A 14,702-nucleotide genomic window follows, 5' to 3' on the forward strand; every position below is an offset into this window, starting at 1 on the left:
ACAACGCTAGACGCCGACGGGGGCCGCGGCGGGCCGCGCACCGGTCCGCGCGGCGCCGATCCCGGCGGTGACCACCAGGCAGATGCCGACCAGTCCGAGGGCGGCAGGCACCTGAGCGAGCACGAGGAAGCCGAGCAACATCGCGAACGCCGGCTCAAGCGCCATCAGCGTGCCGAACGCCGCCGTTGTGAGCCGTCGTAATGCGAGCAATTCCAGTGCGAACGGCACCACCGGCAGCAGGATCGCCAAGCCCAGACCGACGAGCACGATGTGCGGCGACAGCCGCTCGACCACCGAGGGTCCGACCACCAGCGTGGCGACCAGACCCGCGACAGGCATCGACACCGCCAACCCGGTGATCCCGGCGACCTCGTCGCCCACTTTCTGGGTCAGCAGGATGTAGATCCCCCAGCACGCGGCCGCGCCGAGCGCGTACCCGACACCGACCGGGTCGACGGTGCCGGCCCACGGTTCGGTGAGCAGCAGAACGCCGAGCGCGGCCAGGGGCGGCCACACCCAGCGGCCCCGGCCGTGCCCGCGCGCGACCGCGACACCGAGCGGTCCGAGGAACTCCAGCGCGCTGGCCGTCCCCAGCGGGATGCGGTCGAGGGCGGCCATGAACAACACGGTGATCCCGGCGGTGACCGCCCCGAGCACGACGCACACCAGGAAGCTGTTGCGGGTGAAGGCCGCCCGCCGCGGCCGGACGATGACCAGGAACAGAATTCCGGCCCATGCCAGGCGCAGCCACGCCACCCCCTCGACACCGATGTCGTCGATCAACGTCACCGCGACGGCGAGTCCGAGTTGCACGCACACCATCGCGGCGACCGCCATCAGGGCGCCGTTGCGGGTCTGGTCTGCCGGCATGGTTGCATTCAACGGCACACAGAACGTTGCGGTCCACGTGATTTCGCACGACATACCGTTCATGAATTCCGAACGATTGATCGGCCTCCAAGCATCTACACGTCTGTTAATTTTGATCCCGCTGAACAGGGTGAGGTGAACATGGCGCTGACGCAGAACCTGGAGCTGATCTCCACGGTCGGCCGTATCGGAGTGGTCATCGCATGGGAACGTGTCGGCCCGCGGCCCGTCCCCCTCGACGCGTCCCATGTGCCGGTTTCGGCCGAGGCGATCACGCCGGATTGGCTCACCGAGGTCCTGTGCCGCGATCTGCCCGGCGCCGCGGTCACCGACGTCCGCATCGAGGGCGGCGACAACGGCACGAGCACCCGGCGCTACCTCGCCCTGGAGTACAACGCGGCCGGCGAGTCCGCCGGACTCCCCCACCGGATCTTCACCAAGTCGACGGCGAGCTTCGGTTCCCGCCTGCTGCTCGGTGTCACCGGTATCGTGCGCGGCGAGGCCGCGTTCTACAACTACGCCCGGCCGTCGCTGACCCTGCGCAGCCCGACCGCGTACTTCGCCGGATTCGACGCGGAGTCGTTCCGGTCGCTGGTCCTGCTGGAGGACCTGACGCAACGGGCATGGACGTTCCCCGATCCGATGGACAACCCCGTGGACCGGGCCGACGCGGAGGACATCGTCTCCGAGATCGCGGCCTACCACGGTGCATTCTGGGACAGCCCCCGCTTCGACACCGATCTGTGCGACCTCGAACCCACCCCGCAGTGGCGGGAGAACGTCAACCGCAAGGTGGGGTTCGCCAAGAGGATGGCGACCGGGTTGGAACGAGCCAAAGACGTCCTTCCCGGCGTGCTGTATTCACAGCGCGACGAGATCTGTCCGGCGTTGACGGAGTCCCTCGCGCTACACACGGGCGCCCCGCAGACGCTGTTGCACCAGGATCTTCATCTCGGCAACTGGTTGCGTGACGACACCGGCCGCATGGGCCTCTACGACTGGCAGTGCGTGGCCCGCGGCCATTGGGCCCTCGACGTCGCCTACGCCCTCGGCGGCTGTCTCGACGTCGACGACCGGCGCGACTGGGAGGAGGATCTGCTGCGGCTCTACCTGGAGCGTCTCGCCGACGGCGGCGTGCAGACGCCCCCGTCCTTCGACGCCGCCTGGCTGGCCTACCGGCAGCAGACGTTGCACGGGCTGACGTTGGGACTGTTCGCGCTCGGCGGCAACAGGTTCGAGCCCGAACTGCAGCCGCGGGGATACACGCTCTGCGCCATCGACCGTCTCGCCCATCAGGTCTGCGACCTCGACTCCATCACCGCGCTCGCGGTCTAGCGGCCTCAGTCCGGCGCGGGTAGCGGCTCCCACTCCCCCGACACCGACGCGCTCCACCGCGGGGCGCGTTTCTCGCGGAATGCCGCGACACCTTCGCGCGCGTCGGCTCTGCCCATCACCCGGTGATGCAGCTCGGTCTCCAACCGCGCCACCTGCCGGGCGCTGTAGCCGTTGGTCATGGTGTCCCACAACAACCGCTTGCTCAGCGCCGCCGACATCGGGGCGACATTGACCGCGAGGTCACGCGCGATCCCCCACGCGGCATCGAACACCTCACCGGCGGGCAGCGCCCGGTTGGCGATCCCGAGCCGCTCGGCCTCGGCCCCGTCGAAGGTCCGACCGGTCAGCAGGAGATCCGCGGCCACCGCGCCGCCGACCAGGTGGGGCAGCGTCCAGTGCGACATGCAATCACCGAGGACTCCGCGGCGGGCTTGCGCCACAGCGTATTTCGCATCGAGGGCCATGATTCTCAGGTCCGCCTGAAGCGCGATGGTCAGCCCGATGCCGATCGCATGGCCGTTGACCGCCGCGATCACGGGAGTTCGCAGCTCGAATGCCGCGGGATCGGTCGGCGACGCGGTGAAGCCCTCCGCGCCGGCCTCGAACGGCCCCGCCGGGGAAGCCATATCGGCGCCGGCGCAGAACGCGTCGCCGGCACCGGTCAGCACGATCGCGCGGACCGCGTCGTCGTCGTCGCATACGCGGTAGGCGGCGTTGAGCAGCTGACCCATCTCGGCGGTGTAGGCGTTGCGCTGCTGCGGTCTGTTCAGCGTCAGCACCGCCACCCCGTCCGCGACGGAGACGGTCAGGTCGGTCATGCGGCGAACTTACCGACCGACACGGCGCGCACTGGGGACAATCCAAGGATGGACACCCGGCGGCTGGAACTGTTGTTGGCCCTGTCGCGGCTCGGCTCCATGCGGGCGGTGGCCGACGAGTACCGGCTCACCACGTCCACGGTGTCGCAGCAGATCGCCGCGCTGGCCCGCGACACCGGCGCCCAGCTGATCGAACCGGACGGACGCCGGGTGCGGCTGACCCCGGCCGGGCGCCGGCTCGCCGATCACGCCGTGACGATCCTCGCGGCGGTCGACGCCGCCCGTCTCGACTTCGATCCCGATGCCGAACCCGCGGGCACCGTCAGGGTGGGCGGCTTTGCCACCGGTATCCGGGTGTCGTTGCTGCCGATCGTCGCCGACCTCGGCACGCGATATCCCAACGTGGAGGTGGTGATCAGCGAGTACGAGCCGACCGAGGCGTTCACGCTGCTGGCCGCCGACGACCTCGACCTGGCGCTGACCTACGACTACAACCTGGCGCCGGCGTCGCCGGGAGCCGCGCTGGAGACGATGCCGCTGTGGTCGACCGGATGGGGTCTTGGAGTGCCTGCCGGAACCCCGGCCGGAGCCGGGATCACCGCATTCGCCGACTCCGCCTGGATCGTGAACTCCCGCAACACCGCCGACGAGACGGCGGTGCGCACACTGGCGTCGCTGGCCGGGTTCACGCCGGCGGTCGCCCACCAGATCGACAGCCTCGATCTGGTCGAGGACCTGATCGTCGGCGGGTTCGGGGTGGGGCTGCTTCCGCTCGGCAGGCCCACCGGCCCCGGGGTCACCGTACTTCCGCTGCACAACCCCGACGTGATGCTGACGGCCTACGCGGTGACGAGGAAGGGCCGCTCGGCGTGGTCACCGCTGCGGGCCATCCTCGACCGGATGCGGCCACCACCTGGCGCACCACACCACCTGCTCTGGCCGCGGCCCCAGGCCGACGGCGGCTGAACGGGCACCGAGACCGTCATCGCGCGGCGAGCCAGCGCGCCTGCCGGCGCACGAAGGCCGCGTCGACCACCGCTCCGTGCCCCGGGACATACCGCGCGGCCGGACCACCCAGCGCGGCCAACCGGTCCAGCGTCGCCGGCCAGGCCGCCAGGTCCGACTGGTCGTCGACGCACGGATCGCCGGACTCCTCGACCAGGTCGCCACAGAACACCACGGTGTGCGGCCCGTCGGCGACCAGCACGACCAGGTCGTGATCGGTGTGCCCCCGGCCGGGATGCAGGATCCGCACGGTGACGTCTTCGGCGAGGGTGAGGTTTGCCGCGCCGCCGGCGAGCCGAGGCCAGACTGCCGAGGCCAGAGCAGCATCGACCTCGGCCGGGTCCGCGCCGTGTGTCACGGCGTCGTCGCGCAGCCACGCCTGGCGCTCGGTCAGCGCGGTCACCACTTCGGGGGCGCAGTACATCGTCGCCGCGGCGAACACCGAGTGCCCGAGGATGTGGTCGAAGTGGTTGTGCGTGAGCACGACATGGCGCACCGTGCAGCCGGTGAGGTCGGCGATGTCCTGCGCCACCGTTTGCGCCTCGGAAACCGTGGTGCCGGTGTCGATCAGGAGCGCTGAACCGTCGGCGCACACGGCACCGACCGTGACGTCGCAGAACGGCAGCCGGCAGCGGATCACATGCTCGGTGATCCGCTCCCAGACCAGCGTCGCCACCCCTGGGAGGGTACTTCGGCAGCGCTCCTGAGCCGTGGTTTGCCGCCCGGTGTGCCTGGGAACACAGGCCCCATGTTGATCCGACGTGTTGCGCGCCCCATGCTGTCCGCTGTGTTCATCTCGCGGGGAATCGAGGCCCTGCGTAGCCCGAAACCGGCGACCGATGCCACCCGGCAGACGCTCGAAGAGCTCAGCAAGTTGCCCGATCCGGTCGGCACGAATCTGCCGACCAACGCCGAGACAGTGGCGAAGGTGACCGCGGCGGTACAGATCGGCGGTGGCCTGCTGCTGGCCGCCGGTCGGCTCCCGAGATTCGCCTCGGCGGCTCTTGCGCTCAGCGTGGTACCGAGTTCCCTTGGCGGCCATGCCTTCTGGACCGAGGTGGACCCGCAGCGAAAGGCCGACGAACGTCGCGCCTTCATCACCGACGTCAGCCTGATCGGCGGCCTGATCATCGCTGCCGTCGACACCGAGGGCAAGCCGTCACTCGGGTGGCGTGGCCGCCGGGCCGCGCGCAAGGTGTCCGAAGCCGTCGCGTCGGCGCTGCCTGCCGGCGCTGCCGCCGGCAACTCGCTCGTCGACAGCCCGCTTGCCGAGAAGGTCGGGCACGGACTGCAGGTCGGCGCCGAACGCGGACGCGAGCTCGCACATATCGCCGGGGAACGAGGCTCGGAGCTCGCCGAGGTGGCGCTCGACCGCGGCGGCAAGTTGGCCGAGGTCGCCCGCGAGCGGGGCACCGAACTCGCCGAACTGGCCCGCGAACGCGCTCCCGAACTGGCCGAGATCGCCCGGGGCCGCGGCGAGGAACTGGCCGACCGGGCCCGCCACCGCGCGCCCGAATTGGCCGAACTGGCCCGCCATCGCGCGCCAGAACTGGCCGAACTGGCCCGTGAGCGTGCCGAATTGGCGCGTGAACGCGCCGCCGTGCTGGCCGATGCCGCGAGCAAAGAGGCCAAGAAGGCCGGCAAGCAGGCGAAGAAGCAGGCCAAGAAGCAGCAACACCGCCTGCGCTGACTCTCTTCGCGCCGACCGAGATCGCTCAGTCCCGCGGCGCGTAGCTGTAGTCGATGTTGGTGCCGTCGACGGCGGTCACGGTCAGGACGAACGTTGCGGTTTCCGGTCCGGCGACGACGGCGCAGTCCACCGTGTTGCCGGGCCTGCCCTCGAGGTCGCCCGAGCAGGTGGCGGAGTCCGGGGGCTGTGCCACGTGGCGCGCCAACTCGGCCAGCAACGACTGCTCGACCTCCGTCTTGGTCAGGATCGGCACCAGGTCGAAGTTCATCAGCAGCCCGTCGAGGCTGGTGACCTCGGCGGTACGCCGCAACGTGACCCCGTCGGCGGTGACCTCGCACTGGGCCGTCTCCCCCAACACCCCGAGCAGGCCCGTCTGGCATTCGACGTGCGACGTCGGCGGGCCGCCAGCCTCGTCCACCAATCGGGTGACTGCACGCTCCAACTGCTCCGGCGACAGCGCGGGAGTCAATTCGTACTCGATCCTGTCGCCGTCGACGGCGGTGACGGTCACGATGGGTTCGAACCTGTTGGTCGGTCCGAGCACGACCTCGCACCGGGCCGTCTGCCCGACCTCGCCGGGAAGCGGATCCCTGCACGAGACCGATTCCGGGGTCGCGCCTGCTTCGCTCAGCCGCGCGGTGATGTCGGACTGCAGATCCGTGGTCGCCACGGCCGGGAGCCCGTCGTCGGGGGTCTGGACGCCGCATCCGGCCGCCGAGGTGATGAGGGCCATCGCGGCGAGGGGAACGAAGGCCTTCCTCACGTGGTATCCCGTCGCAGGTAGGAAGTTTGCAGGCACCCTAGCAGAGAGCTTCGGGGCCGGCCGGCTTCGATGTTTTACTGCTCACATGCCCAGAACCACCCTGACCGCGCGACGCCTGCACGACCGCGCCGAACCCGTCCACGCCGTCACCTACTTCTCGCCGGAAAGCCGTGCCGCACTCGACGGTCTGGGATATCGGGGGTTCTGGTCGGGCTACTTCGCCGCCCGCTCGGCTCCGCTGGGCCCGGTTCCCGCCGACGTGGTCACCGCCGCGTTCTACAACTTCACGGCCGAACGGGTGGCCAAGGCGCTGCCCGCGGCGTGGGATGTCGCCTCGCCCGCCGCGGCGCTGGCCGCCCGGGAGAGTTCGGCGGCGGCGGCCTTGCGGCGGTGCGGCGTGGGCGACGAGGAGGCCGCGACCGTTGCCGACCTGGTGCAGCGGGCGGTCGCATCGGCCGATACCGACGGCCGCGTGCTCTACGGCGCCAACCGCGCGTTGCCGTGGCCGTCGGATCCGCAGGCGCGGCTCTGGCATGCGACCACGCTGCTGCGCGAGCACCGCGGAGACGGTCACGTGGCCGTGCTGACCGCCGAGGGGCTGTCCGGGCGCGAGTGCAACGTGCTGCACGCCGCTGCCGGGGCCGTGCCCGCGGAGATGATCAAACGAGCGCGTGACTACGACGACGACCAGTGGGCGTTGCACCAGGAGGCGCTGCGCGGCCGCGGTCTGCTCGACGGTGACGGCACATTGACCGAGCAGGGCCGGATGTTCAAGCGCCACATCGAGGACCGCACCGATGCGATCGCGCTGCCCGTGCTCGCCGGGCTCGACGACAGCGACGTAGAAGCCCTGTTCCAAGCGCTCACCCCGATCACCCGCAAGGTGGTCGCCGCGGGCGACGTCCCCGCAGGGACACCGATGGGGCTCAGCCGTGACGACCTCGACGACGGCAGCGCACGCCTGGACTGACAGGACGCGTCAGCGCGGGGCGTACATGATCAGGCCCACGCCGGCGAGGCAGACCGCTGCGCCGACGACATCCCACCGGTCCGGTCGGAAGCCGTCGGCGACCATCCCCCACAGCAGCGAACCCGCGACGAACACCCCGCCGTACGCGGCAAGGACACGGCCGAAGTTGGCGTCCGGCTGAAACGCCGCGACGAACCCGTAGGCGCCGAGCGCGATGATGCCCGCACCGATCCACAGCCAGCCGCGATGCTCCCGAAATCCCTGCCAGACCAGCCACGCTCCGCCGATCTCCAGGATCGCGGCGAGGACGAACAGCAGCACAGACTTGACGATCACGGGTCTACCCTTGCCTATGCGACACCGAGGTACGCGGCGCGGATGCTGTCGTCGGCCAACAGCTCCCGCGCGACGCCCGTGCGGGTGACCTCGCCGGTCTCCAGGATGTACGCCCGGTCGGATCGGCTCAACGCCTGTTGGGCGTTCTGCTCGACGAGCAGCACCGTGGTCCCGCCTGCGTTGATCTCCGCGATGATCTTGAAGATCTGCGAGATGACCATCGGGGCAAGACCCATCGACGGCTCGTCGAGCAGCAGCACCTTGGGCCGGGCCATCAGCGCCCGTCCGATCGCGAGCATCTGCTGCTCACCGCCGGACAGTGTGCCGCCGACCTGGCTGCGCCGCTCGGCGAGCCGCGGGAAGGTCTGCAACACCCAGTCGAGGCGCTCGTCGTGCTCGGCCTTCGACGGGAATTTGCGGCTGTAGCAACCCATTTCGAGGTTCTCGATGATCGTCATGCCGGGGAACACTCCGCGGCCCTCCGGAGCCTGGATCAACCCGTCGGTCACCCGCTTGTGCGCGGGGACGCGGCTGATGTCCTTGCCGTCGAACCACACCGAACCCGACGTCAGCGGCAACAGGCCCGAGATCGCGCGCATCATCGTCGTCTTGCCGGCACCGTTGGAGCCGAGCAGCGTGACCAGCTCGCCTTCGTGAACGGTCAGCGACACCGAGTGCAACGCCTTGATCCGGCCGTAGTGCACGACGACGTCGCGCACGTCCAGCAGCACGGGGCGGGAGTCGTCAGCTGATTTCGTCATCGGGCACCCCCAGGTAAGCGGCGATGACCTTCGGGTCCTCGCGGATCTGCGCGGGCAGGCCGTCGGCGATCTTGCGACCGAACTCGAGCACCACGATGCGGTCGGTCACCCCCATCACCAGCCGCATGTCGTGTTCGATCAGCAGCACGGTGTAGCCGTCGTCGCGGATCTTGCGGATCAGGTCGATCAACGCCGACTTCTCGCTGGGGTTGAACCCGGCCGCGGGTTCGTCGAGGCACAGCAGCTTCGGTTCGGTGGCCAGCGCCCGGGCGATCTCCAGCCGGCGCTGGTCGCCGTAGGACAGGTTCTTGGCCTTCTCCTCACCCCGGTGCGCGATGCCCACGAAATGCATCAGCGCCGCCGACCGCTCGATCGCCGACTTCTCCTCACGGCGATGCCGCGGCGAGCGGATCAACGCCCCGGGCACCGAGGTGTGGTGGCGGGCGTCGGTTCCGACCATCACGTTCTCCAGCGCGGTCATCTCACCGAAGAGCCGGATGTTCTGGAAGGTGCGGGCGATGCCTAGCCGGGTGATCTGGTGGCGTTTGATCCTGCCGATCGGGGAACCGTCGAACGTCACCGTGCCCGAGGTCGGCCGGTAGACACCGGTGATCGCGTTGAAGCACGTCGTCTTGCCCGCGCCGTTGGGTCCGATGAGGCCGAGGATCTCGCCGCGACGGATGTTGAACGTCACCGCGTCGAGCGCCGTCAGGCCGCCGAACTTCACGGTCAGATCGGTGGTCTGCAGCAGCACCTCGCCTTCGCCGGCGTGGATGTCGCGGTGCACGCCGGCGATGTCGGCGACAGCGTCCTCGAAGGTCTCCGGCTCGGTCATTTCACCGGCTCCGTGTCCGTCGGCTGGGCCCGCAACAACTTGCGGGCGGCTCTGGCGTAGGTGAGCAGATGCTGGCGGGCCGGGAACAGGCCCTGCGGGCGGAAGATCATCAGCACCACCAGCGCCAGCCCGAAGAACAGGTACTTCAGGTTGCCCATGTCGATGCCGAGGAAATGCACTCCCAGAAGCCGGTTCGGCAGGTACACGATGATGAACGCGCCCAGGATCACGCCGAGCTTGTTGCCCTGCCCGCCGAGCACCACGGCGCACAGGAACAGCATCGAGTTGATGATGTTGAACGTCGGCGGCGCGACGTACTGCACCTGCCCCGCGTAGAGCGCACCGGACAACCCTCCGATGGCCGCGCCGATCGTGAACGCCCACAGCTTGAACTTGAACGCGTTGACGCCCATCACCTCCGCGGCGTCCTCGTCTTCGCGGACGGCGATCCAAGCGCGTCCGACCCGGCTGCGTTCGAGGTTTCCGACCAGCAGCAGGATGACGACGATCAGGATCAGGCCGAGCCAGAACCACCAGGTGCCGTAGTTCGCATCACCCCCCGAATTGGATACGGAGAACACGCCTTGGGGATGTTGTTCATTCTCCAGGAAGTGCGGGAAGGCGACCTCGTTGAGACCGCGGGGACCGTTGGTGATGTCGGCCAGATTGTCGGCCAACAGCCGGATGATCTCGCCGAAACCGAGGGTGACGATCGCGAGGTAGTCCCCGCGCAGCCGCAGCGTCGGGGTGCCGAGTATCAGCCCGCTGAGCGCGGTCACCGCCATCGCCAGCGGCACACAGGCGAGCCAGGCCCAGGGAGTGGTCAGGAAACCCTTGGGGCTCATCTGGTTCCACGGGCTCTCAGGGCTGGTCAACAGTGCCACGGTGTAAGCGCCGACGGCATAGAACCCGACATAGCCGAGATCGAGCAGACCCGCCTGCCCGACGACGACGTTCAGCCCGATCGCGATGATCGCGACCATCGCGAACTGGGCCATGGTGCCGCCGAAGCTGATTCCCGGTGTGTTGATGAATCCCGGCTTGAACAACGGGGACAACGCGATCCCGGCGAACAGGACGATGCCGAACACCCATTTCTGGGCCCGGGTCAGGCCGTCCCACCAATCCATCACCCGTGTCATACGCGTGCCTTCCCGAGGCTCTCACCGAGGATTCCGGTGGGACGGACCAGCAGCACCAGAACCAGCAGCACGAACGCGACCACGTCACGCCACTGGGTGCCGAACACCGCCTGGCCGTAGTTCTCCATCACCCCGAGCAACAGCCCGCCGAGCAGCGCGCCACGCAGGTTGCCGATGCCGCCGAGCACCGCCGCCGAGAACGCCTTGATACCCAACAGGAATCCGCCGGAATAGATGATGCCCTGGGGCACCTTGAGCGTGTACAGCAGCGCGGCCGCACCGGCCAGCAGACCGCCGATCAGGAACGTCGTCATGATGATCCGTTCCCTGGACACCCCCATCAGGGTGGCTGTCGTCGGGTCCTGCGCGACGGCGCGGATGCCGCGGCCGAATTTGGTGCGGTTGATCGCGATGTCGGTCAGCACCGCGAGCACCAGCGCGGCCGAGATGATGACGATGGTGACGTTGGAGATCGACACCCCGAACAGCTCGAACTGGGTCTTGGGCTGCACCAGCACGATCGGCTGCTGGGCGTTGGGCCCGCCGTAGCCCGGTATCAGCTTCGGCAGGATGAACAGCACGAACTGCTGTAGCACGAAAGACATACCGATCGCGGTGATCAGGAATGTCAGCGCCCGCGCGTTGCGCTTGCGCAGCGGGCGGTAGGCGATGAACTCCAAACCGATCGCCGCGCTTCCGGACACGGCCATCGCGAACAGCATCGCGACGCCCAGATACAGGATCGTCAACCCGACACCCTTGTTGTAGGCGTTGCCGCTCGGGGTGAAGCCGAGGATCACGTCGAGCGCGAAGTACGCCCCGAACATGCCGAGCATGAAGATCTCGGAATGCGCGAAGTTGATCAGGCGCAGCACCCCGAAGACCAGGGTGTAGCCGACCGCGACCAGGGCGTAGATCGCTCCCCAGGACAGGCCGTCGATCGTCAACTGCCAGAAGCTGTCCACCAGCGCACCGACATTGAAGTTGATGTTTGCGGCCAGATTCATCCGGTGGTGAGCTCCTCGGCGGGGGATGAGTCGAAAAGGACTGCTGAGCGAAAACGCGTCCGAGCCAAGAGCTCTCGGACGCGTTTCGCTTCAGCGGTTACTGGACGTCGTAGATCCAGATCAATGTGGTGGTGAGCTCACCTTCAGGGGTCCACTGGTATTCGCGGGCCACGCCCTGTCCCTTGTAGTTGCGGACGAAGTCCAGCAGGGCCGGGCGGGTGATCGCACCGGAATCGATGCCCTTGAGCAGGATGGTGCCCAGGTCATAACCCTCGGCGCTGTACGTGCCTGCCGCCTGGCCGAACTTCTCCTGGTACTCCTCGGCGAAGGAGCCGGTGGCCGGGCCGCACGGGCAGGCCAGCACGGCGCCCTTGGAGGATTCGCCCGCCTGCTTGACGAACTCCGGGTCCTTGGTGCCGTCCGCGCTGGCGAACACGCCCTCGAACCCGCCGTCACGCAGCTGCTGCACCAGCGGTGCGGCTTCGGCGTAGTAGCCGCTGAAGAACACCGAATCCGGGGCCGCGCCCTTGATCTGCGTCACCGCGGCGGAGAAGTCCTTGTCGCCCTTCTTCACCGAGATGTTGCACGCGGAGTCGGCCACCGGGCCGAGGGTCTCGCGCACCGCCTGTCCCAGGCCGAGGCCGTAGTCGGTGCTGTCGTCGACGACGCAGACCTTCTTGTGGCCCAGGGTGTTCTTCAGGTAGTTCGCGACCGACGGGCCCTGCACGCCGTCGTTGGCCAGGCCGCGGAAGAACGTCTTCCAGCCGTTCTCCGAGAGCGTCACGTTGGTCGCCGACGCCGTGGTGGACACCAGACCTGCCTGGTCGAACACGCCGCCGGTGGCCTTGGTCTCGCCCGAGAAGGCGGGCCCGACCAGGCCGATCGTGTACTGGTCGTCGACGATCTGCGGGGCGATGGCGCTGGCCTTCTGCGGATCGCCCTCGGTGTCGAACGGCTTGAGCTGCACCTGGCAGCCCGGGTTGGCCGCGTTGTGCTTGTCGATCGCGAGCTGGACGCCGTTCTTGATGTTGATGCCGAGCGCAGCGTCGGGGCCGTTGAGCGCACCGGCCATCGCGATCGACACCGGCGGGCAGGTCGCCTGCCCGTCACCTGCCGGATCGGCGGGGGCGGCGCCCTCGCTGGCGGCGACCTCGGCGCCGGTCTCGTCGATCTGCACCTTCTCGACGATCTTCAGATTCGACTGCGCTGCTTCCTCTTCGGGCGAGCCCTGACTACAGCCGGCCATAGCCAGCGCAATCAACCCCGCGCCCCCGAGAGCAAATGCCTTGCGTGCCACGCGACCGCGCACGTCCCACCTCCGGTTCAGTGTTTGTCTCGACATCTTCGGGTGTCCGTCCGATAACCACTGACGATCACGTCGGCGATGCTTCGCCGACGACCATAACCGCCACGCCGCGGTAGCGCGTGCCGTTCGAAAACGCGTCGCGTGGATAAACCAGGTCACCAGAGAAAAGACCGCTCCGGAAACGCAGACTTAACGGGGCCGAGGGCCCAGTGGTGCTACTTCTCGTCCGCCTCGGGCGCGCCAGCGGGCGGGTCCAGAGTCTCCAGGACGACCTCGGCGACGCGCTTCATCGTGGTGCGCCGGTCCATCGCCGCGCGCTGGATCCACTTGAACGCCTCGGGTTCTGTCATGTTCTGCTTCGATTGCAGCAAACCCTTGGCGCGTTCGACGAGCTTGCGGGTCTCCAGCCGGTCCGACAGCGTCGCGACTTCTTTCTCCAGTTCGGAGATCTCGCTGAACCGGCTGACCGCGACCTCGATCGCGGGGATCAGGTCGGTGATGCTGAACGGCTTGACCAGGTAGGCCATCGCGCCGGCGTCGCGGGCCCGCTCGACCAGTTCGCGCTGGCTGAAGGCGGTGAGGATCACGATCGGGGCGATGCGCTTGCTGGCGATCTCGGACGCGGCGTCGATGCCGTCGCGGCGGGGCATCTTCACGTCCATGATGACCAGGTCAGGGCGCAGCGACTCGGCCAGATCGACGGCCTCCTGGCCGTCACCGGCCTCGCCCACGATCTCGTAGCCCTCCTCGCGCAGCATCTCTGCCAGGTCGAGCCGGATCAGCGCCTCGTCCTCGGCGATCAGGACGCGGTGCGGCGTGGCGGCGGCGTCGGGGGATGACGCGGAAGCGGATGACATGCAGACATTGTGAAGCCCGCAGGCGATATGGGCGAGCGCGGGGCCATCATCTATGGTGATAGGCCGCACGCCCTCGTATCCCAACTGGCAGAGGAAACGGATTCAAAACCCGTACAGTGTGAGTTCGAATCTCACCGAGGGCACTCAAGAAGCCAGCGTTGTCCCGGCCTGCTCACCAGACGCCGATGACCTTCATCCACAGTCCCCCGACGGACGTCCAGATCGCGATGTTGACGATGCTCATCACGAACCCGATCCGGAACAGCTCGCTGGTCTTGACGTAACCGGACCCGTAGATCACGCCCGCCGGCCCCGACGAGTCGTGCGCGAGGCCGCCGAACAGGCTGCCGATGAACCCGAACACCAGCGCGGCGAACAGCGGCGGTGCGCCGGTGGCGATCGCGGCGCCGGCGAACGCGGCGGTCGTCGCGTCGATGTTGAGCACGTCGCCCAGGCACCACAGGATCAGCAGCAGGACGAACGTCGAGGCCATGATCCATTCCCGGCGCGACATCGGACCGGACTCACGTAACTGCGCGCGTGCCGCCTCGCCTGCCTCCGGCGTCTTGACCACCGTCGGCCGGTAGATCTTCGACATCACCCACGGCACCACCGGCAGGCTGACCAGCCCGGGCACCACGGCCGCCGACGCCCATCCCACCCAGGAGATCTCGACGCCCAGATCGCGGGCGGATTGCTGGGCCACCGGGTTGCCCGCCATCGCGGTCAGGAACATCGCCGGGGTCACCGTCGGCCACGATCAGGTCGAGCACCTCGCAGCGGGTGTGCAGCGTGACCGCGCCGGTGTCGACCTAGGCCAGCAGCGCCTGGCTGGCCGCGTCTGCAGCTGCTGTCCCGTCTGGCCCCGGGTGTAGTACGCCGGTTCAGCGGGCTGACGAGGCGGTAGTCGAGCATGCGTTGCGCCCAGGCAGCGGACGGATCCCCCGCGGGGACACGACCGTCGACGGCGCCGCCCACGATGCGCAACCGCTCGGGGCCCGTTCACA

The 14,702-nt window shown here is 68.5% G+C and carries 15 protein-coding genes, 1 tRNA gene and 1 pseudogene; 5 read left to right on the forward strand and 12 right to left on the reverse strand.

Going from position 1 to position 14,702, the window contains the following annotated elements:
- Positions 1-6: 6 nt before the first annotated feature.
- Positions 7-870, reverse strand: a complete 864-nt coding sequence (locus NTM_RS21670) for an EamA family transporter (protein WP_104861508.1) — start codon at positions 868-870, stop codon at positions 7-9.
- Positions 871-1,011: 141 nt separating this feature from the next.
- Between NTM_RS21670 and NTM_RS21675 the strand changes: the two genes are divergently transcribed.
- A complete protein-coding gene (locus tag NTM_RS21675) occupies positions 1,012-2,205 on the forward strand; it encodes a phosphotransferase (RefSeq protein WP_163767712.1) in 1,194 nt (397 codons plus the stop codon).
- A 5-nt stretch (positions 2,206-2,210) separates the two neighbouring features.
- Here the strand turns inward: NTM_RS21675 and NTM_RS21680 are convergent, their stop codons facing one another.
- The gene (locus tag NTM_RS21680) at positions 2,211-3,023 is read right to left on the reverse strand and encodes an enoyl-CoA hydratase/isomerase family protein (RefSeq protein ID WP_104860989.1); all 813 of its coding nucleotides are present in this window, start codon (positions 3,021-3,023) and stop codon (positions 2,211-2,213) included.
- Positions 3,024-3,071: 48 nt separating this feature from the next.
- On the opposite strand from NTM_RS21680, the gene NTM_RS21685 reads away from it, so the two are divergent.
- Positions 3,072-3,989 carry a LysR family transcriptional regulator gene (locus NTM_RS21685; protein WP_104860988.1) on the forward strand — a complete coding sequence of 306 codons (918 nt, stop codon included), beginning with the start codon at positions 3,072-3,074 and terminating at the stop codon, positions 3,987-3,989.
- A 16-nt stretch (positions 3,990-4,005) separates the two neighbouring features.
- Here NTM_RS21685 and NTM_RS21690 read toward each other — a convergent pair whose 3' ends face one another.
- Positions 4,006-4,704 (reverse strand): MBL fold metallo-hydrolase, encoded by a 699-nt coding sequence (locus NTM_RS21690; protein ID WP_163767715.1) that lies wholly within the window; start codon positions 4,702-4,704, stop codon positions 4,006-4,008.
- Between the two features lie 72 nt (positions 4,705-4,776).
- Here NTM_RS21690 and NTM_RS21695 point away from each other — a divergent pair, with 72 nt between their 5' ends.
- The gene (locus NTM_RS21695) at positions 4,777-5,718 is read left to right on the forward strand and encodes a DoxX family protein (protein ID WP_104860986.1); all 942 of its coding nucleotides are present in this window, start codon (positions 4,777-4,779) and stop codon (positions 5,716-5,718) included.
- 25 nt (positions 5,719-5,743) lie between these two features.
- On the opposite strand, the gene NTM_RS21700 is transcribed toward NTM_RS21695, so the two are convergent.
- Positions 5,744-6,481 carry a DUF4333 domain-containing protein gene (locus NTM_RS21700; RefSeq protein ID WP_232079808.1) on the reverse strand — a complete coding sequence of 246 codons (738 nt, stop codon included), beginning with the start codon at positions 6,479-6,481 and terminating at the stop codon, positions 5,744-5,746.
- Between the two features lie 85 nt (positions 6,482-6,566).
- Here NTM_RS21700 and NTM_RS21705 point away from each other — a divergent pair, with 85 nt between their 5' ends.
- The gene (locus NTM_RS21705) at positions 6,567-7,451 is read left to right on the forward strand and encodes an SCO6745 family protein (protein WP_163767717.1); all 885 of its coding nucleotides are present in this window, start codon (positions 6,567-6,569) and stop codon (positions 7,449-7,451) included.
- Between the two features lie 9 nt (positions 7,452-7,460).
- Here the strand turns inward: NTM_RS21705 and NTM_RS21710 are convergent, their stop codons facing one another.
- From NTM_RS21710 to NTM_RS21740, 7 genes are all read right to left on the reverse strand, one after another.
- The gene (locus NTM_RS21710) at positions 7,461-7,787 is read right to left on the reverse strand and encodes a YnfA family protein (protein ID WP_163767720.1); all 327 of its coding nucleotides are present in this window, start codon (positions 7,785-7,787) and stop codon (positions 7,461-7,463) included.
- Positions 7,788-7,801: 14 nt separating this feature from the next.
- Positions 7,802-8,548, reverse strand: coding sequence for an ABC transporter ATP-binding protein (locus NTM_RS21715; RefSeq protein ID WP_163767724.1), 747 nt, complete (start codon positions 8,546-8,548; stop codon positions 7,802-7,804).
- Positions 8,532-9,383 carry an ABC transporter ATP-binding protein gene (locus tag NTM_RS21720; RefSeq protein WP_163767727.1) on the reverse strand — a complete coding sequence of 284 codons (852 nt, stop codon included), beginning with the start codon at positions 9,381-9,383 and terminating at the stop codon, positions 8,532-8,534. The genes NTM_RS21715 and NTM_RS21720 overlap by 17 nt, the downstream gene beginning before the upstream one ends.
- Positions 9,380-10,525: a branched-chain amino acid ABC transporter permease gene (locus NTM_RS21725; RefSeq protein WP_163767729.1), complete on the reverse strand. Its 1,146-nt coding sequence runs from the start codon at positions 10,523-10,525 to the stop codon at positions 9,380-9,382. Before NTM_RS21725 ends, NTM_RS21720 begins: the two co-directional genes overlap by 4 nt.
- Complete coding sequence (locus NTM_RS21730) at positions 10,522-11,532, reverse strand: branched-chain amino acid ABC transporter permease (protein WP_163767732.1); 1,011 nt, start codon at positions 11,530-11,532, stop codon at positions 10,522-10,524. Before NTM_RS21730 ends, NTM_RS21725 begins: the two co-directional genes overlap by 4 nt.
- 97 nt (positions 11,533-11,629) lie before the next feature.
- A complete protein-coding gene (locus NTM_RS21735) occupies positions 11,630-12,841 on the reverse strand; it encodes a branched-chain amino acid ABC transporter substrate-binding protein (RefSeq protein WP_163767736.1) in 1,212 nt (403 codons plus the stop codon).
- 212 nt (positions 12,842-13,053) lie between these two features.
- Complete coding sequence (locus tag NTM_RS21740) at positions 13,054-13,695, reverse strand: two-component system response regulator PdtaR (protein ID WP_163767738.1); 642 nt, start codon at positions 13,693-13,695, stop codon at positions 13,054-13,056.
- 69 nt (positions 13,696-13,764) lie between these two features.
- Between NTM_RS21740 and NTM_RS21745 the strand changes: the two genes are divergently transcribed.
- A tRNA-Leu gene (locus NTM_RS21745) sits at positions 13,765-13,838 on the forward strand.
- A 29-nt stretch (positions 13,839-13,867) separates the two neighbouring features.
- On the opposite strand, the pseudogene NTM_RS21750 reads toward NTM_RS21745, so the two are convergent.
- Positions 13,868-14,443, reverse strand: a pseudogene (locus NTM_RS21750) (anion permease); the annotation flags it as partial.
- Positions 14,444-14,702 lie beyond the last annotated feature (259 nt).

It is taken from the genome of Mycolicibacterium parafortuitum (assembly GCF_010725485.1).
Taxonomy (GTDB): domain Bacteria; phylum Actinomycetota; class Actinomycetes; order Mycobacteriales; family Mycobacteriaceae; genus Mycobacterium.

Coding starts and splice junctions, on each gene's coding strand:
- NTM_RS21680 (WP_104860989.1), bottom strand. CDS start 3,023: ATGACCGACCTGACCGTCTCCGTCGCGGACGGGGTGGCGGTGCTGACG.
- NTM_RS21715 (WP_163767724.1), bottom strand. CDS start 8,548: ATGACGAAATCAGCTGACGACTCCCGCCCCGTGCTGCTGGACGTGCGC.
- NTM_RS21670 (WP_104861508.1), bottom strand. CDS start 870: ATGCCGGCAGACCAGACCCGCAACGGCGCCCTGATGGCGGTCGCCGCG.
- NTM_RS21705 (WP_163767717.1), top strand. CDS start 6,567: ATGCCCAGAACCACCCTGACCGCGCGACGCCTGCACGACCGCGCCGAA.
- NTM_RS21725 (WP_163767729.1), bottom strand. CDS start 10,525: ATGACACGGGTGATGGATTGGTGGGACGGCCTGACCCGGGCCCAGAAA.
- NTM_RS21730 (WP_163767732.1), bottom strand. CDS start 11,532: ATGAATCTGGCCGCAAACATCAACTTCAATGTCGGTGCGCTGGTGGAC.
- NTM_RS21740 (WP_163767738.1), bottom strand. CDS start 13,695: ATGTCATCCGCTTCCGCGTCATCCCCCGACGCCGCCGCCACGCCGCAC.
- NTM_RS21720 (WP_163767727.1), bottom strand. CDS start 9,383: ATGACCGAGCCGGAGACCTTCGAGGACGCTGTCGCCGACATCGCCGGC.
- NTM_RS21685 (WP_104860988.1), top strand. CDS start 3,072: ATGGACACCCGGCGGCTGGAACTGTTGTTGGCCCTGTCGCGGCTCGGC.
- NTM_RS21695 (WP_104860986.1), top strand. CDS start 4,777: ATGTTGATCCGACGTGTTGCGCGCCCCATGCTGTCCGCTGTGTTCATC.
- NTM_RS21675 (WP_163767712.1), top strand. CDS start 1,012: ATGGCGCTGACGCAGAACCTGGAGCTGATCTCCACGGTCGGCCGTATC.